The 16,839-nt window shown below is 72.0% G+C and carries 17 protein-coding genes and 1 pseudogene; 15 read left to right on the top strand and 3 right to left on the bottom strand.

Annotated features, from left to right (window positions below):
* Nucleotides 1-194: 194 nt before the first annotated feature.
* Nucleotides 195-653 (bottom strand): DUF3817 domain-containing protein, encoded by a 459-nt coding sequence (locus BIU98_RS13855; RefSeq protein ID WP_071277042.1) that lies wholly within the window; start codon nucleotides 651-653, stop codon nucleotides 195-197.
* 271 nt (nucleotides 654-924) lie between these two features.
* Here BIU98_RS13855 and BIU98_RS13850 point away from each other — a divergent pair, with 271 nt between their 5' ends.
* The 3 genes from BIU98_RS13850 to BIU98_RS13840 are packed head-to-tail and all read left to right on the top strand — an operon-like array spanning nucleotide 925 to nucleotide 3,955.
* Entirely contained in the window at nucleotides 925-2,049 is a 1,125-nt protein-coding gene (locus BIU98_RS13850) for a Gfo/Idh/MocA family protein (RefSeq protein WP_254787911.1), read from the top strand.
* Nucleotides 2,046-2,798: a ThuA domain-containing protein gene (locus BIU98_RS13845; protein WP_071277040.1), complete on the top strand. Its 753-nt coding sequence runs from the start codon at nucleotides 2,046-2,048 to the stop codon at nucleotides 2,796-2,798. The genes BIU98_RS13850 and BIU98_RS13845 overlap by 4 nt, the downstream gene beginning before the upstream one ends.
* On the top strand, nucleotides 2,795-3,955 hold the full coding sequence (locus tag BIU98_RS13840) for a GAF domain-containing protein (RefSeq protein WP_071277037.1): 1,161 nt from the start codon (nucleotides 2,795-2,797) through the stop codon (nucleotides 3,953-3,955). Before BIU98_RS13845 ends, BIU98_RS13840 begins: the two co-directional genes overlap by 4 nt.
* Nucleotides 3,956-4,025: 70 nt before the next feature.
* Here the strand turns inward: BIU98_RS13840 and BIU98_RS13835 are convergent, their stop codons facing one another.
* On the bottom strand, nucleotides 4,026-4,457 hold the full coding sequence (locus BIU98_RS13835) for a hypothetical protein (RefSeq protein WP_071277035.1): 432 nt from the start codon (nucleotides 4,455-4,457) through the stop codon (nucleotides 4,026-4,028).
* Nucleotides 4,458-4,555: 98 nt separating this feature from the next.
* On the opposite strand from BIU98_RS13835, the gene BIU98_RS13830 reads away from it, so the two are divergent.
* The 12 genes and pseudogenes from BIU98_RS13830 (at nucleotide 4,556) to BIU98_RS13775 (ending at nucleotide 16,133) form a co-directional block, all read left to right on the top strand.
* The gene (locus tag BIU98_RS13830; protein WP_071277033.1) at nucleotides 4,556-5,215 is read left to right on the top strand and encodes a ScbR family autoregulator-binding transcription factor; all 660 of its coding nucleotides are present in this window, start codon (nucleotides 4,556-4,558) and stop codon (nucleotides 5,213-5,215) included.
* Nucleotides 5,216-5,347: 132 nt separating this feature from the next.
* Nucleotides 5,348-6,219: pseudogene (locus BIU98_RS13825) on the top strand (aminoglycoside phosphotransferase family protein).
* Between the two features lie 60 nt (nucleotides 6,220-6,279).
* Nucleotides 6,280-6,891 carry a hypothetical protein gene (locus BIU98_RS13820; protein ID WP_071277031.1) on the top strand — a complete coding sequence of 204 codons (612 nt, stop codon included), beginning with the start codon at nucleotides 6,280-6,282 and terminating at the stop codon, nucleotides 6,889-6,891.
* Nucleotides 6,888-7,637, top strand: coding sequence for a DinB family protein (locus BIU98_RS13815; protein ID WP_083393253.1), 750 nt, complete (start codon nucleotides 6,888-6,890; stop codon nucleotides 7,635-7,637). The genes BIU98_RS13820 and BIU98_RS13815 overlap by 4 nt, the downstream gene beginning before the upstream one ends.
* A gap of 206 nt (nucleotides 7,638-7,843) precedes the next feature.
* Nucleotides 7,844-8,488 (top strand): ABC transporter permease, encoded by a 645-nt coding sequence (locus BIU98_RS13810; RefSeq protein WP_071277029.1) that lies wholly within the window; start codon nucleotides 7,844-7,846, stop codon nucleotides 8,486-8,488.
* Nucleotides 8,478-9,749, top strand: a complete 1,272-nt coding sequence (locus tag BIU98_RS13805; protein ID WP_071277027.1) for an ATP-binding cassette domain-containing protein — start codon at nucleotides 8,478-8,480, stop codon at nucleotides 9,747-9,749. The genes BIU98_RS13810 and BIU98_RS13805 overlap by 11 nt, the downstream gene beginning before the upstream one ends.
* Entirely contained in the window at nucleotides 9,742-10,515 is a 774-nt protein-coding gene (locus tag BIU98_RS13800; RefSeq protein ID WP_071277025.1) for an ABC transporter permease, read from the top strand. Before BIU98_RS13805 ends, BIU98_RS13800 begins: the two co-directional genes overlap by 8 nt.
* Nucleotides 10,512-11,516: a glycine betaine ABC transporter substrate-binding protein gene (locus BIU98_RS13795; RefSeq protein WP_071277023.1), complete on the top strand. Its 1,005-nt coding sequence runs from the start codon at nucleotides 10,512-10,514 to the stop codon at nucleotides 11,514-11,516. Before BIU98_RS13800 ends, BIU98_RS13795 begins: the two co-directional genes overlap by 4 nt.
* 27 nt (nucleotides 11,517-11,543) lie before the next feature.
* Nucleotides 11,544-12,716, top strand: a complete 1,173-nt coding sequence (locus BIU98_RS13790; protein WP_071277021.1) for an ROK family transcriptional regulator — start codon at nucleotides 11,544-11,546, stop codon at nucleotides 12,714-12,716.
* Between the two features lie 162 nt (nucleotides 12,717-12,878).
* A complete protein-coding gene (locus BIU98_RS13785; RefSeq protein ID WP_071277020.1) occupies nucleotides 12,879-13,994 on the top strand; it encodes a sugar ABC transporter substrate-binding protein in 1,116 nt (371 codons plus the stop codon).
* A 109-nt stretch (nucleotides 13,995-14,103) separates the two neighbouring features.
* Nucleotides 14,104-14,868, top strand: a complete 765-nt coding sequence (locus BIU98_RS13780; RefSeq protein WP_083393263.1) for an ATP-binding cassette domain-containing protein — start codon at nucleotides 14,104-14,106, stop codon at nucleotides 14,866-14,868.
* Nucleotides 14,865-16,133, top strand: a complete 1,269-nt coding sequence (locus BIU98_RS13775) for a sugar ABC transporter permease (RefSeq protein WP_071277016.1) — start codon at nucleotides 14,865-14,867, stop codon at nucleotides 16,131-16,133. The genes BIU98_RS13780 and BIU98_RS13775 overlap by 4 nt, the downstream gene beginning before the upstream one ends.
* Before the next feature lie 60 nt (nucleotides 16,134-16,193).
* On the opposite strand, the gene BIU98_RS13770 is transcribed toward BIU98_RS13775, so the two are convergent.
* Complete coding sequence (locus BIU98_RS13770) at nucleotides 16,194-16,823, bottom strand: TetR/AcrR family transcriptional regulator (protein WP_071277014.1); 630 nt, start codon at nucleotides 16,821-16,823, stop codon at nucleotides 16,194-16,196.
* Nucleotides 16,824-16,839 lie beyond the last annotated feature (16 nt).

Below are 16,839 nucleotides of genomic sequence, written 5' to 3'. Positions count from 1 at the left end.
AGGCCCGGTGCCAGCTGGCACCGGGCCTCCTGTCCGTCTGCCCGCACGTCCGCCACCTCGCCCCGCCGAGTGGTCACGAACTGTCGTCTCGGGGACGCCCGAGCGACGTTCCCTGACCGCTCGGCGGACGTGAGCGGGGTGTCGTGACCAGTCGGCAGGTGGCGCAGCCGCGGCGGGCCCGCGGGCGGCGCGGGTCAGCGGGACGGGACCGGCGGGCCGATCGTCAGCAGCACCGCGAAGACGACCGCCACCAGGACCACCCCGACCAGCGCGGCCACGAACGGGTGCGCCACTACGAGGAAGAGCAGGCGGTCGAGGGGGCCGGGGCGCCGACCCTCGGACGCGGAGCGACGCCAGGGCCCGTCGAGCATGCCGCGCCGGGCGACGCCGACCTCGAACGGCAGCGTCGTGTACGGCACGATCGCACTGGCCCACCCGAGCAGCGTCGCGCCGAACGGCCACCGCTGGTTCACCGCGACGACCGTCGTGACGACGAGGTAGGCGAGGAACACGAAGCCGTGCACGCTCCCGCCGATGCGCACCGGCAGGTCGCCCAGCCCGGCGGCGTACTTCAGCAGCATGCCCACGAGGAGCATCGTCCAGGTCACGAGTTCGGCGACCGCGAGGACACGGAACAGGGATCGAGGCGTCATGCCCTCCATCGTCCCGGACCGGGGGTGGGAACCCCGGGTGAGTGACGCCCGTGCAGGGCCGCCCCCGCGCGTTCCTTCCCACATCGCCCGCGCTGGGAAGCGAGAACGCGCGTGGGGGGTCGGAAGGAATGACCTCCTCCGCGCGATTCGACCTCCTGCGCGCGGAACGACCCGCCGCACCCCGCAAAACACCCCGCCACAGCGCCCGCAGCACGACCCGCCGCGCCGCCGGTCGGAACGATTCGACCCGGCCTCGGGTAGCGTCGTCGGCATGTCGATGACGACCAACACGACCACGGACGCAGCACGCACGCTCCGCGTCGGGGTGGTGGGCCTCGGGTTCGCCGGGACCACGCACCTCGATGCCTACACGGCGCTCCCGGGGGTCGAGGTGGTGGCGCTCGCTGGGCAGGAGACCGCGCGGTTGGCCGAGCTCGCCGAGACCCGACACGTGCCGCACACGTACGAGGACTGGCAGGACCTCGTCGCGCGGGACGACCTCGACGTCGTGTCGATCGGCGTCCCGAACGCCCTGCACCACCCGATCGCGGTCGCTGCGCTCGAGTCCGGCAAGCACGTCTTCTGCGAGAAGCCCCTCGCGACGACCGGCGACCAGGCGCAGGAGATGGTCGACGCCGCCCTGCGGAACGACCGCGTGCTCGAGGTGGCCTACAACCACCGACGTCGTGCGGACGTGCAGTTCCTGGCGGCCCACCTGCAGAACGACGGCGGCGAGAACCCGCTCGGCAGCGTCTACCACGCCCGGGCCAGCTGGCTCCGGAGAGCGGGCATCCCCGGCATCCGGAGCTGGTTCGCGAACAAGGAGACGGCCGGTGGTGGTCCGCTCATCGACCTCGGCTCCCACGTGCTGGACATCGCGCTGCACCTGATGGGTGAGCCGCGGGTCGTCACGGCGAGCGCTGTCACCTACAACGAGCTCGGCCGCGCCGGTCGTGGTGGCAGCGAGCACACGCCGGTGTCCGCGACGACCGACCGTCCGTTCGACGTCGAGGACTTCGCCAGCGCCCTGCTGCGCTTCGACACCGGGGCCAGTCTGCTGCTGCAGGCGAGCTGGGCGTCGTACTCGAAGGACGCCGAGGACATCGAGGTGGAGCTCCTCGGGTCGACCGGCGGCGCGCGGCTGTTCGTCCGCGACTACGCGACCGAGGGCACCGTGACGCTGTACTCCGACGAGCAGGGCGTCCCGACGGTCACCCGTCCCGCCGTGCAGGTGCCGTCCGGGCACCACCAGCGGGTCATCGAGGAGTTCATCGCGACGATCCGCAGCGGCCTGCACGACGGCCACCACGGGGAGTTCGCACTGCACCGGAGCCGTGTCGTCGACGCGATCTACGCGTCGGCGGCTGCCGGACACGAGATGGAGGTACCGGCATGACGAACATCGTCGTCTGGAACGAGAACGTGCACGAGAGCCGCGGGGACGCCGTCGTCCTCGGCCACTACCCCGACGGCATCCACACCGTCGTCGCGGACGCCCTGCGCGCCCACCACCCCGAGGCCGACGTCACGACGGCCACCCTCCAGGAGCCCGAGCACGGCCTCAGCGCGGAGCGCCTGGCGTCGACGGACGTCCTGTTCTGGTGGGGCCACGTCGCCCACGACCAGGTGGCGGACGAGGTCGTCGACCGCGTCGTGCGGGCCGTGCACGCCGGCATGGGCCTCGTGGTGCTGCACTCCGGGCACTACTCCAAGCCGTTCACCCGCCTGATGGGCACGACCTGCTCCCTGAAGTGGCGCAACGACGGGGAGCGCGAACTCGTCTGGACGACCGCGCCCGAGCACCCGATCGCCGAGGGCGTCCCGCACCCGATCGTCATCGACCGCCAGGAGATGTACGGCGAGTACTTCGACATCCCCCGCCCCGACGAGGAGGTCTTCCTGTCGACCTTCGCCGGCGGCGAGGTGTTCCGCTCGGGCGTCGCCTACCGTCGCGGCCGCGGACGGGTCTTCTACTTCTCGCCCGGCGACCAGGAGTACCCCGTGTACCACCACCCGGACATCCAGCGGGTCCTCGCGAACGCCGCCGGCTGGGCGACCCCGACCACGGAACGCCGTGACCTGACCGCCGACCCCCACCCGCGGGACTGGTTCCTGAGCGGCGGTGCGGGTAGACAGGACGGGTGACCACCACCACGGATCAGGGCGCCGACCACCGGGACGCCGTCGTCGAGGCGCTCGCCGTCCTCGGCAGCGGCCCGGAGGAGCGGTTCGACCGCATCACCCGCATGACGCAGCAGGCCTTCGGCGTGCCGCTGAGCTTCCTCAACCTCGTCCACCACGACCTCGTGACGGCCCAGTCCACGCAGGGCTGGGAGCAGGGCGGCTGCGTCCCCGCGAGCATGGTCTTCTGCTCCACGACCGTGATGCAGGGCGAGCCGGTGGTGGTGCCCGATGCGACGCTGGACCCGCGTTTCAGCTCGCTGCCGGCGGTCACCGGTGAGCCGGGCATCCGCTTCTACGCCGGCGCCCCGCTGACCATGCCGGACGGCACCCCCGTCGGCACGCTCTGCATCATGGACCCGCGGCCGCGGGAGCTGTCCCCCGAGGACCTCGCCCTGCTGCAGGACCTGGCCCGGTGGGCCGAGCGCGAGCTCGGCCAGGCCATCGACGTCGACCGCGTCCGGAAGACCCTCGACGGGCTCGTCCCCGAGCCCGTGTCCGTGCCCGGCTACGACTTCGACGTCGTCACCGCCCGGAACGAGCACGGCGGTGACGTCGCCGACTGGCGCGTGGCCGACGACGGTGCACTCCACCTGACGATCGGGTCGGTCTCCGCGGCCGGCCGAGCCGCCGGCCTGCTGGCCGCGACCGTCCGCGGAGCGCTCGTCGCACGCGCCGACCGCTCCATCCGTGACGGTGGCCCCGGTCTGGAGGCCCAGGTCGCCGCCGACCTGGACGCTGCGGGTGCCGTCGTCTCCCTCTTCCACGCGCGGCTCGACCCGACGTCGGGTCACGTCGAGCACGTGGACGCCGGGCACGGCCTCGCCGTGCACCTGCACGCCGACGGCGGCCACGACGTGCTGCGGTCCCTCGACCTGCCGCTCGGCCTGCACGCGCCGTCGGAGCGACGGTCGACGGGCACCCTGGTGCTCGACCCGGGCGACCGGCTCGTGGTGTTCTCCGAGGGGCTGTTCGGCCTCGCGGGGACGCCGGACGTCGACGCCGTGGTGGCCCTGGCGGCGGCCGAGCCGGACGGGGCGGCCTTCGGTGACCGCGTCCGGGCGCTGCTGACGACCGCTCCCGGCGCGGACGTCAGCGTCGCGGTGCTCACCCGCCGCTGAGCCGAGCCCGCGTCAGCGCGACGCCGGACGACCAGCCCGCGCCAGCCCGACGCCGGACGACCAGCCCGCGTCAGCGCGACGACGACCGGCTGGGCCGCGTCAGCGCGACGACGAGCAGCGTCGCCAGCAGCCCGAACCCGCACAGCTCGACGCCGAGCCCGGCGAGCCGCCAGTACGCGCTCCCCACGTGCTGCGGCTGCGTGACGGCGTCCGGCCACCAGGAGTCGATGAGCGGGAAGGTGCCGGGGAACGGGTCGAGCGCCAGCACGACGAGCCCACCGAGGAGCATCACCACGCCGAGCGCCGCCATCGCCCCGAGGCTGCCGCGGAGCATGCGCACGACGAGCGCCGCGGCGATGCCGACGAGCCCGGCGACCGCCACGAGGAACGCCACCACGAACACGCTCTGCGGCACGAGCGCGAACCAGTCGAGCACGGCGGTGGGCACGAGCAGCCACCGCCCCGTCCGGGCCCAGCGCGCGGGGTTCCGCCATCCGTCCATGCCCGGAACCGTAGGGCACGTGTCCTGACGGTTGCCGGGGACCTCCCCGACAGGTGTCGCCGTACGGACGTGCCGGTGGGCCTCGGTACGCTGGACGCATGGCGCAGGACGGCCGGTCACGGCAGCAGCGGGCAGGGGACACCCGGGCCGCGGTCGTCGCCGCTGCCGCCCACGAGTTCGACGACCGCGGCTACGTCGGCACCTCGATGGACGCCGTCGCCGAACGAGCCGGTGTCACCAAGGGCGCGCTGTACTTCCACTTCGCGTCGAAGGCCGACCTGGCCGGGGCCGTCATCGCCGAACAGCACGCGATCTCCCGGCGCTACGGCGAGGCCGCGTTCGCGAAGGCCTCGTCGCCCCTCGAGACGCTGATGTGGATGTCCCAGGGGCTCGCGACGCAGATGGTGTCCGAGGTGATGGTGAGCGCAGGCATCCGGCTCTCGACCGAGGCCGCCACCGCCGACGTCGCCCGCGCGGCGCCGTACACCGACTGGATGTCCGTCACGTCGGACCTGGTGCGCGAGGGCATCGCCGACGGGCAGGTGCAGGACACCTGGGACCCGGACCTGCTCGGACGCGTGGTGATCCCCGCGTACACGGGCGTGCAGACCGTCTCCGACGTCCTCGCCGGCCGCCGCGACCTGTTCGAGCGGCTCCGCGAGCTCTGGACGGTGCTGCTCGCAGCGATCGTCACGGACCGCGTCCGCCCCGAGATCCCGCGGCTCGTCGGGATCATCGCGCCGACCGTGGCCCCCTGACACCACGACCGGCCGTCCGGTACACGAGTCCCCCCAGTGACACCCACGTCTCCGACTCTGTGAAGGTAGCAAGAGTCTGATCCGCGCTGAACTCCCCCGTTCGCGGGGACCGGTGCCAGCTACCCTGTCGCGATGCCCACCCCCGCCGCCGAGGTCGACGTCGACGAGTCGCTCGTCCGGTCGCTGCTCGCCGACCAGCACCCGCACCTGGCGGACCGGCCGCTGCGCATCGTCGCGAACGGCTGGGACAACGTGGTCGTGCGGCTCGGTGACGACCTGGCGGTCCGACTCCCCCGGCGGACGGCCGCAGCCCGGCTCGTCGAGCACGAACAGCGGTGGCTGCCGGAGATCGCCCGCCGGGTCGCCCCCGTCGTCCCGGTACCGGCCCCCGTCCGCCTGGGTCGCCCGGCGCTCGGCTACCCGTGGTCGTGGAGCGTCGTCCGGTGGCTCCCCGGCGAGGTGGTCGGCGACCGCGCGGCCGGACCGTCCGTCGCCCGGGCGCTCGCCGCCTTCGTCGGCCTGCTCCACGTGCCCGCGCCGTCGGACGCCCCGGCGAACCCGTTCCGTGCGGTCCCGCTCGCCACGCGGAGCGAGGCGGTGCTCGACCGGCTGGCGACCGCGGACGTACCCCGTGCCCGTGAGCTGGCCGCGCTCTGGCGGACCGCAGCGGCGCTGCCGACCCCGGGCCTCCCGTCTGGGTGCACGGCGACCTGCACCCGTTCAACGTGCTGGTGGAGCGTGGACCGGACGGCGACCGCCTGTCGGCGGTCGTCGACTTCGGCGACGTGACCGCAGGGGACCCCGCCGTCGACCTGGCCACGGCCTGGCTGACCTTCGACCGGGAGGGCCGGCGCACCTTCCGCGCGCAGGTGGCGGCCGACGACGCCACCTGGACCAGGGCACGTGGCTGGGCCGTGTCCATCGCCTCGGCCCTGTGGACCAGTGACGATCGCGCGTTCCGGACCGTCGGACGCCGCGGGATCGACGCGACCCTCGACGACTGAGCAGAACGGCGTTATCGTCGCTCCACACCATCCGTGCACGTGAAGAATCGGAGGGGCCTGATGACCCTCGAGTTCCGCGTCCAGCACGACGTCGCCACCGACGCCGCTCCCTCCTCGTCCGCGCCCGCCCGCCCCGGGCTGCGCGGCATCCTCGACCGGATCGCCCTCCGTCGGGACGCCGCCAGGGCCCGTCGTGACGCCACCGAGATCGCCGAGCTCGGCGACCTCGGACGACTGCTCTCCGACGCCCGGGGTGTCGTCGAACACGGCTGGATCCAGCACGCCTGGTTCGCGTACGTGGACGAGTCCGGGCGCACCCGCACGGCCTCCAGCGCTGCGGCGATGGACGTCGTCGGCCGGCCCCTCGTCGGTGCCTGCCTGGTCGGCGCCGTCGTCTCCGCGGCGGGCGGGCCGCACGCGGTGCACGCCCAGCCGGTGCAGCGCGCGCTCGACGTCGTGTGGCACGCCCTCGCCTCCGCCGAGGGCACCCCGGTGCTCTGGTGCCCGGCGCCGGACGTCCGGATGGGCCGGGTCCGCGACCTGACGAGCTGGAACGACCAGCCGGCGCGCAGCGCCACCGACGTCGCGTCGCTGTTGCTCACGGCCGAACGCGTCGCCGTGGCCGAGTCGGAGCGCGTCCGGGCACGAGCGGTGGCACGATCGACCGCATGACCGACTCCCCCGCCAGCACCCCGGCCGCCGACGTCCCGGGCGTCGCTGACGTCCCTGACGTCCCTGACGTCCCTGACGTCCGGAGCGCGGCGGCGTCGTCGTCGCTGGCGTCGGTCGGCACGTCCCGGCTCAGCGACGAGGGCCGGGCGCCCGTGACGGACCAGGCCCAGGTGAAGGCGACGCTGCACCGGTACCTGCAGAAGCACCGGGCCGCGCTGGTCGGCAAGCTCGACGGGCTCGCGGAACGGCAGGCGCGGTGGCCGGTCACCCCGACGGGCACGAACGTGCTCGGGCTCGTCAAGCACGTGGCCTCGGTGCAGGTGGAGTACCTCGGGTCGGTGTTCGACCGGCCCTTCCCCGATCCGCCGGCCTGGGTCACGGCCGAGGACGGCACCGACATGTACGCCAGCCTCGACGAGACGACCGCCGACGTCGTCGCGTTCCACGAGGCCAGCGCCGCGCACGCCGACGCCACCATCGAGGCGCTCGACCTCGACGCCCGCGGGGTGGTGCCGTGGTGGCCCGAGGAGGTCCGCGAGGTGACGCTGCACCGGATCCTCGTGCACATGGCGTACGAGACCGCTCGGCATGCTGGCCACGCCGACATCGTGCGCGAGATGCTCGACGGCCTGGCCGGGGACGGCGACGGCAACCTGGCGGACAAGACGGCTGACGAGTGGCGGGACTGGCGCGACCACCTCGCCGACATCGCCGAGCGGGCCGGACTGCGGAGCGCGGGGCTGTAGCCGACCGCACGGGGGGATCGTTACCGTTCTCCCAGGGTCGCCGGTGCCCACCCCGTCTGACCAGGGTTTTCCGGCTGCGCGGTCACGCAGGTTCCTGACGGCAAGCGGTTCCACGGTTGTACAGATCGCGGACGCCTTGGCTACGTTTGGCCGCGTTCGTGCCCCGATCCGCGGGTCGGACTGCCGACCGGGAAGGGACCGACTCCGTGTTCCAGTACGTCGTGGAGCGGTGGGACCAGATCTGGTTCGCCTCGTGGCAGCACTTCTCACTGGTCGTCCAGTGCGTCGTGCTCGCCACCGTCATCGCCGTGGTGCTCGCCGCACTCGTCTACCGCATCCCCCGCTTCCGGTCGGCGGCGAACGAGCTGTCGACCATCGGGCTGACCCTGCCGTCGTTCGCCGTGATCGGGCTGCTGCTCGTGCCGCTCGGGTTCGGCGTCGTGCCGTCCGTCGTCACCGTCACGTTCTTCGCCGCCCTGCCGATCCTCCGCAACGCGGTCGTCGGGCTCTCCGAGATCTCCCCCGCCGTCGTCGAGTCGGCACGCGGCATCGGGATGAGCCGCTTCCGCACGCTGGTGCAGGTCGAGCTCCCCATGGCGTGGCCGATCATCCTGACCGGTGTCCGGGTCTCCGCCCAGATGGTGATGGGCGTCGCCGCGGTGGCCGCCTACGCCCTCGGCCCGGGTCTCGGCGGCTTCATCTTCTCCGGGCTGTCCCGCCTCGGCGGCGCCAACTCCCTCAACTCCGTCGTGGTGGGTGTGGTGGGCGTCGTCCTGCTCGCCCTCGTCCTCGACCTCCTGCTCCTCGGCCTCGGCCGCCTGACCACCTCGCGAGGTATCCGTGTCCACTGACAACGCCACCCTCACCGCCCCCGACGGGGACGTCACGGGCCGCAGCATCCTGCTCGACACCGTCACCAAGCGGTACCCGGGTCAGGCCAAGCCCGCCGTCGACGGCATCACGCTCGAGATCCCGGCCGGCAAGATCGTCATGCTCGTCGGCCCGTCCGGCTGCGGCAAGACGACCACGCTGAAGATGATCAACCGGCTCATCGAGCCCACCGAGGGCCGCATCGTGGTCGGCGACGACGACGTCACCTCGATCGACGGCGACGAGCTGCGACGCCGCATGGGCTACGTGATCCAGGCAGGCGGACTCTTCCCGCACATGACGGTCGCGGCGAACATCGCGATCGTGCCGAAGATGCTCGGCTGGTCCAAGGCGAAGATCGCGGCCCGCGTCGACGAGCTCCTCGAGCTGGTGTCGCTCGACCCCGACACCTACCGCGACCGCTACCCCCGCGAGCTCTCCGGCGGCCAGCAGCAGCGCGTCGGCGTCGCCCGCGCGCTCGCCGCAGACCCGCCCGTGCTCCTCATGGACGAGCCCTTCGGCGCCGTCGACCCGATCACCCGGGCGCGACTGCAGGACGAGCTCATCCGGATCCAGGAGGAGCTGCACAAGACGATCGTCATCGTCACGCACGACTTCGACGAGGCCGTGAAGCTCGGCGACTGGATCGTGATCTTCTCCGAGGGCGCGCACATCGTGCAGTACGACAGCCCGGAGCGCATCCTCGCCGAACCGGCGAACGAGTTCGTCGAGAACTTCATCGGCTCGGGTGCCGGGCTCAAGCAGCTCACGCTGAACCGGGTCCGCGACGTCGAGGTCGTCGACGCCGTGACCTGCTCCCCCGGCGAAGAGGCCAAGGCCGTCCTGCAGCGGATGCGCGAGGCCGGTGGCCACGGGCACGCCGTCGTCGTCGACCGCCGGCAGCGCCCGATCGGGTGGCCGTCGCGCCGCCAGCTCGAGCGCCTGGAGCGCATCCCCGAGGGCATCGAGCCGAACCTGCCCGTCGTCGGCGAGGCCGCGACGCTCAACGACGCGCTCGACACCATGCTCGTCTCCAGCGCCGGTGCCGCCCTCGTCACCGCCGGCCGTGACGCCTTCCGCGGCGTGATCACCGTCGAGACGGTCATGGAGGCGATCACCCGCTCGCGGGCCGCCGCGGCCGAGGAGCAGGCGTACACGCCGGTCGGGACGAACACGAACCCGATCGAGACCCTGCCGAAGTCACCGGTGCAGGCCTCGACGACCGGGGGCACCGATGACTGACGTCGTCGTCGACCCCGCCACGACGAAGTCCGGCGGGCACGCGACGTCCTGGAAGGCCCTGGTCATCCAGCCCGTCGCGATCCTGGTCGTGCTCGCCGCGTTCGCGATCTGGCTCGCCACCGCGGACCTCACCGACACCGAGCGGACGACGCTGAACCCGGCCGACCTGCTCGCACTGACGTGGCAGCACCTGATGCTGACCATCGTGTCGACCGCCATTGTGCTCGTCGTCGGCATCCCGCTCGGCATCGTCCTGACCCGCGGTCCCCTCCGTCGGGCGAGCGGGTTCATCCTCGCCGTGGCGAACTTCGGGCAGGCCGCACCCGCGGTCGGGCTCGTCGTGCTGCTGGCGTTCTGGCTCGGCTTCTCGTTCTGGGCGGCCGTCATCGCGCTCGTCCTCTACGCGATCCTGCCCGTGCTCCGGAACACCATCATCGGCATCGAGAGCGTCGACCAGCGCACCGTCGAGGCCGGTCGTGGCATGGGCATGAGCGCGTTCTCCGTCCTGCTCAAGGTCGAACTGCCGCTGGCCGTGCCCGTGATGCTCGCGGGCATCCGCACCGCCCTGGTGCTCCTGGTCGGGTCCGCCGCCCTCGCGACGTTCATCGGCGCCGGTGGCCTCGGGCTGCTCATCACCACGGGCGTGAACCTGTTCCTGCCCAAGGTGCTGGTCGCCGGTGCGCTCCTCATCGCACTGCTGGCCCTGTCCATCGACTGGCTCGGCCGCATCGTCGAGACGTTCGCACGACCGAAGGGACTCCGATGACCCGCACGAAGCGCACCCGTCGCGTCGCCGCGACCCTCGTCGCCGGTGCCGCCGCCCTGGCCCTGACCGGCTGTGGCCTGCAGCCGGCGACCTCGTTCGTCCCCGCTGCCGAGCCCGGCACCATCAAGCGGATCGCCGACCTGCCCGAGGATGCCCACATCACCGTCACGGCGAAGAACTTCACCGAGCAGCTCGTGCTCGGCAAGATCGCCGTGCTCGCCGCGAAGGCCGCCGGGTTCGACGTGACCGACGAGACGAACGTCCCGGGCAGCGTCGCCGTGCGGCAGCTCATGACCGGGCACGACGCCGACATGACGTACGAGTACACCGGCACCGCGTGGCTGACCTACATGGGCCACAAGGAGGGCATCCCGGACAAGCAGGAGCAGTACCAGGCGGTGAGGAAGGAGGACGCCGGCAACGGCCTCACCTGGTTGCCGCCCGCGCCGATGAACAACACCTACGCCTTCGCGGTGCGCAAGGAGGCGGTCGAGGACCTCGGCGGCATCACGAAGCTCTCGGACATCGCGAAGCTGCCCGCCGAGGACCGGACGTTCTGCGTCGAGTCCGAGTTCAACTCGCGCGCGGACGGCTTCAAGCCGATGCTCGCGAAGTACGGCATGCAGCTCGGTGGCTCCGGCGACGGTGCGATCCCGAAGGGCAACGTCGACATCCTCGACACCGGCACCGTCTACACGGCGACCGACCGCGGGACGTGCAACTTCGGCGAGGTCTTCACCACCGACGGCCGCATCAAGTCGCTCGGCCTGCAGGTGCTCGAGGACGACGAGGGGTTCTTCCCCGCGTACAACGTCGCGCCGGTGCTCGACAGCGCGACGCTGAAGCGGTACCCGCAACTCGAGGGCATCTACGACCAGATCTCCCCGAAGCTCACCGACGCGGTGCTGCAGGAGCTGAACCGTCAGGTCGACGTCGAGGGCCGCGAGCCGGTCGACGCCGCCTACGACTGGATGGTGAAGGAAGGCTTCATCACGAAGTAGCCGGACGCCCCCGGTTACGCTGTCCCCGTGTCAGAACCACGCCGGAGTCCGGGCAGCCAAGCTTCACTGCGTGAAGCCAACCGGGGGCGGGTGGTCGAGGCCGTCAAGCGCCACGGGGGACTGACCCAGGTCGAGCTGGCCGGTGCGACCGGGCTCTCGCCGGCCACGGTGTCGAACATCGTCAAGGAGCTCGTCGCGACCGGGGCCCTGCACGCCACCCCGAGCACGTCGAGCGGACGTCGGGCCCTCCGCGTGACGCTGCCGCACGGACTCGGGCTCGTCGCAGGGGTGCACGTCGCACCGCGGCACCTCCGCGTGGCCCTGTCCGACCTCAACGGCGCCGTGCTCGCCGAGCGGCACATGCCCCTGGCCCGGGACCACCGTGCCGACGCCGAGCTCGACAAGGCCGCCCTGCTCGTGATGGACATGGCCGAGTCGGTGGACTCGTCCATGCAGGAGGTCCTGTCGGTCGGGCTCGCCGTGGCCGCACCGATCGACAAGCGCACGGGGATGACCGCACGCGGCGGGATCCTGCGCGGGTGGGACGGCATCGCGATCGGGACGTCGCTCGGCGAGCGGGTCGGCAAGCCCGTGCAGCTCGACAACGCCGCCACGCTGTCGGCCCTCGCGGAGCACCGCAGCGGTGCAGGGCGTGGCCGGAGCACCGTCGTCACGCTCGACGTCGGCAACGGCATCGGCGCCGGGCTGGTGCTCGACGGCCGGCTGTTCCGGGGGCACCACGGCGTCGCGGGCGAGTTCGGGCACACGCCCGTCGTGCCGCACGGACCGATCTGCCGGTGTGGGAACCGTGGCTGCCTGGAGGCCGTGGCCGGCGCCCCCGCGGTGCTCGAGTCCGTCCGAGACGAGGTGGGCACGCTCAAGCTGACCGACCTGATCCTCCGGGCGATGTCCGGCGACCCGGCGTGCATCCGCGCCGTGGCGGACGCGGGTCGCGCGATCGGCACCGCGGCGGTCGGGCTCTGCAACGTGCTGGACCCCGAGCGGGTCGTCGTCACGGGGGAGTTCGCCCGTGCCGGGGAGTTGCTGCTCGGCCCGATGCGGCACGCCCTCGAGTCGATGCTCATCGTCGACGCGGACGGCACCCCGGACGTCGTGCAGGGGCAGCTCGGCGAGAAGGCCGCCGTGACCGGGGCCCTCGCCGTGGCGATCGAGGCGGTGGACGTCACCCGAGCCCGGTGACGCCTGACCGCGCGATCCGCCCGAGCCCGGCGACGAGCCGCCTTCGATAACGATTTCGTCACGGCCCGCAGCCCTTGCGTTCAACTCTTGCAGCCAAGAACGCCCGCTGGCACACTCAGGGCACCGCCAACGTGGGCGGTCCACCTGTCGGAGGACGTTTCAATGAAGAAATCCACCACACGCGCCATGCTCGGCGTCGGCGCGCTCCTGATCGCGATCACCACCCTGGCGGGCTGCTCGAACGGGGCCGGCGCCGGGACGGGGTCCGGCAGCGGCGGCGGCGACGCCTCGAAGGCCAAGATCGGCCTGCTCCTGCCCGACTCGGTCACCGCCCGCTACGCCAGCGCCGACCGTCCGCTCTTCACCGCCGAGATCAAGAAGCAGTGCAGCGGCTGCTCGGTCGTCTACGCCAACGCCGACGGTGACGCGTCGAAGCAGCTGCAGCAGGCCCAGTCGATGCTCACGCAGGGCGTCAAGGTCCTGGTCCTCGACCCGTTCGACGGCGAGGCGGCAGCGTCCATCGTCCAGCAGGCCAAGGCGAAGAAGGTCCCGGTCATCTCCTACGACCGGCTCATCGACAGCCCGGACCTGAGCTACTACATCTCGTTCGACAACGAGAAGGTCGGACAGCTCCAGGGGCAGGCCCTCGTCGACGCGCTCAAGGCCAAGAAGGTGCCGGCCGGCTCGGGGATCATCATGGTCAACGGCTCGCCGACCGACAACAACGCCTCGCAGTTCAAGAAGGGCGCGCACTCGGTCATCGACAAGAGCGACTACAAGGTGCTCGCCGAGTACGACACCCCCGGCTGGGACCCCGCCAAGGCGCAGGACTGGGCCTCCGGGCAGATCAGCAAGCTCGGCGCCGACAAGATCACCGGCGTGTACGCGGCGAACGACGACACCGGCGGCGGTGTGATCGCGGCGCTGAAGTCGAGCGGCGTGAAGACGCTGCCCCCGGTCACCGGTCAGGACGCGTCGCTCGCGGGCATCCAGCGGATCCTCTCCGGTGAGCAGTACATGACCGTCTACAAGGCGTTCAAGCCCGAGGCCTCGCAGGCCGCCGACCTGGCCATCCAGTTCGCCAAGGGCGAGACGCCGAAGGGTGACTCGACCGCGAAGACCGCCAAGGGCGACAGTGTGCCGTCGACCCTGCTGGACCCGGTGGCCGTCACGACGGACAACGTCCAGGACACCGTGATCAAGGACGGTCTGTACACGACGAAGCAGGTCTGCACGTCGCAGTACGCCGCCGCCTGCTCCACCGCCGGCATCAAGTAGTCCGACAACCGCCCGCCCGGTCCCCACACGGACCGGGCGGGCCCCACCGATCGAGGACGACCCCGTGAGCAACGAGTCCCCAGCAGCACACCCCACCTCCGAGCCGGTGATGTCCCTCCGTGGGATCACGAAGCGGTTCGGCGCCGTCCAGGCCCTCAGCGACATCGACTTCGACGTGCACGCGGGCGAGGTGATCGCCATCGTCGGCGACAACGGCGCCGGCAAGTCCACGTTCGTGAAGATCCTCGCCGGGGTCTACACGCCCGACGGCGGCACGATCACCTTCAACGGCGAGGAGGTCACCGTGCCGAACCCGGCGGCCGCCCAGTCGCTCGGCATCGCCACCGTCTTCCAGGACCTCGCGCTCGCGGACAACCTCGACGTCGTGTCGAACCTGTTCCTCGGCCGCGAGATCAGCCACCCCTTCCTCGACGAGGAGGAGATGGAACGCCGCTCGTGGGAGCTCCTGCAGCAGCTCGCCGCGCGGATCCCGTCCGTGCGCATCCCGATCGCCTCCCTCTCCGGCGGTCAACGCCAGACGGTCGCCATCGCCCGGTCGCTCATCGGCGACCCGCAGGTGGTCGTCCTCGACGAGCCGACCGCCGCACTCGGGGTCGCGCAGACCGCCGAGGTGCTCAACCTCGTCGAGCGCCTCCGCGAGCGCGGCCTCGGCGTCGTGCTCATCAGCCACAACCTCGCGGACGTGCAGGCCGTCGCCGACCGGGTCGCGGTCCTCCGCCTCGGCCGGAACAACGGCACGTTCCGCATCGACGACGTCTCCTACGAGGAGATCATCGCGGCCATCACCGGCGCGACCGACAACGCCGTCACCCGTCGCGCCGCCGCCAGGACCGAGCAGGAGACCACCGCATGAGCAAGGCCGACGAGACCCTGACCGCCGCGACGCCCACCCCGTCAGCGGCCGACCTGCAGGACGAGCGGCTGCTCCGCGACCAGGGGATCGGCGGTGCCGCCAAGGCCTTCGTCCGCCGGGTCCGCGGCGGCGACATCGGGTCCCTGCCCGTGGTCGTCGGCCTCGTGGTGATCTGGGCGGTGTTCCAGGCCCTGTCGCCGGACTTCCTGTCGCCCGGCAACCTGGTCAACCTCGCGCTGCAGTGCGCGGCGGTCGGCACGATCGCGATCGGCATCGTGCTGGTCCTGCTCCTCGGCGAGATCGACCTCTCCGTGGGCAGCGTCAGCGGGCTCTCGGCCGCGATCCTCGGCCAGGGGCTGACGACGCTCGGCTGGCCACTGTGGCTCGTGCTCGTCGTGGCGCTCGCCGTCGGCGCCGCCGCCGGTCTGCTCTACGGTCTGCTCTTCACCCGGTTCGGCGTCCCGAGCTTCGTCATCACGCTCGCGGGTCTGCTCGGCTTCCTCGGCCTGCAGCTGCTGATCCTCGGTCCGAACGGCTCGATCAACCTGCCGTACTCGTCCCCGATCGTGCAGTTCGCCTCGGCCTCGTACCTGCCCCCGTGGCTCGCGTACCTCCTCGCTGCAGTCGCAGCCGGCGGCCTGTTCGTCACCGAGGTCCGCCGTGCGGGTCGTCGACGCCGTGCCGGCCTGTCCACGGGCGCGATGTCCCTGACGATCGCCAAGTCGCTCGCGCTGTTCATCGGCCTCGGCGTCATGGTCTGGTACCTGTCCCGCGACTTCGGCACGGGCACGTCGTTCGTGTTCTTCATCGTGCTCGTCGTGCTGATGAACTTCGTGCTGAAGCGCACCCGCTGGGGCCGCTCGGTCTTCGCGGTCGGCGGCAACGTCGAGGCCGCACGACGCTCGGGCGTCCGGGTGAACCGGATCTACATCTCGGTCTTCGTGCTCACGTCGCTGTTCGCCACCATCGGCGGCATCCTGGCCGCGGCCCGCCTCAACTCCGCGAGCCTGTCCTCGGGTGCCGGCGACACGAACCTCAACGCGATCGCCGCGGCGGTCATCGGCGGCACGAGCCTGTTCGGTGGCCGAGGCAGCGCGTGGTCGGCCCTGCTCGGCATCATCGTGATCCAGTCGATCTCGAACGGCCTGACGCTGCTCAGCCTCGACTCGTCGATCCGCTACATGATCACCGGCGCGGTGCTCCTGCTCGCGGTCATCATCGACTCGCTCTCGCGACGCAGCCGCGCCAGCCACGGCGCCGCCTGACCGGCCACAGACAGACGGGAGGCTCCCCACCGGACCGGTGGGGAGCCTCCCGTCCGTCTGTCAGCCGGCTGCGATGCGGGCCGCGGTGTCGCGCATCAACGCGACCACCCGGCTGCGGACCTCGTCCGGGTCGGAGCCCTCGTGCCGGGCCGCGCTGCGGAGCGCGGTCATCACCATGCCGAGCAGCATCTCGGCGGCCTGCGCGGTCGCCGCCTCCGGGCCCCAGGCCGGGTCGCGTTCGAGGACCGTGCGGACGGCGCCGGTCATCGCCTCGGCCACGGTCGTCATCCGGCTGACCTGGCGGCGCATCAGCTGCGGGAAGCGCACGATCAGCTCCTTGCGGGCGAGCCGTTCGCGCTCGTCACCGAACGTCTCGCCGAACACCAGGAACGCCAGGTCCACGACGGCCTGCGCCGCGGGTTCGCCCGCGACGGTGCGGAGGTGGGCGTCGAGCGCCTCGGGGGACAGGTCGAGCTCGGTGTGCCCGAGGACCGCGTCCTCCTTGCTCTCGAAGTAGTTGAAGAAGGTGCGCGGTGAGATGTCGGCTCGCGCGGCGACCTGTTCGATCGTGGTGTGGTCGATGTCGTTCTCGAGGGCCAGCGAGCGCGCGGCCTCGGCGATCCGGTGGCGCGTCTCGATCCGCTTGCGGTCGCGGAGACCGAGTGCGGGTGGCGCGACGGACTCAGGCATGGGTCGACTGTAACCG

Origin of the sequence: Curtobacterium sp. MMLR14_010 (assembly GCF_001865015.1) — a bacterium.
GTDB lineage: Bacteria > Actinomycetota > Actinomycetes > Actinomycetales > Microbacteriaceae > Curtobacterium.
Note: the sequence above shows the minus strand (reverse complement) of the source record. Positions and strands in the feature narration are given on the sequence as shown.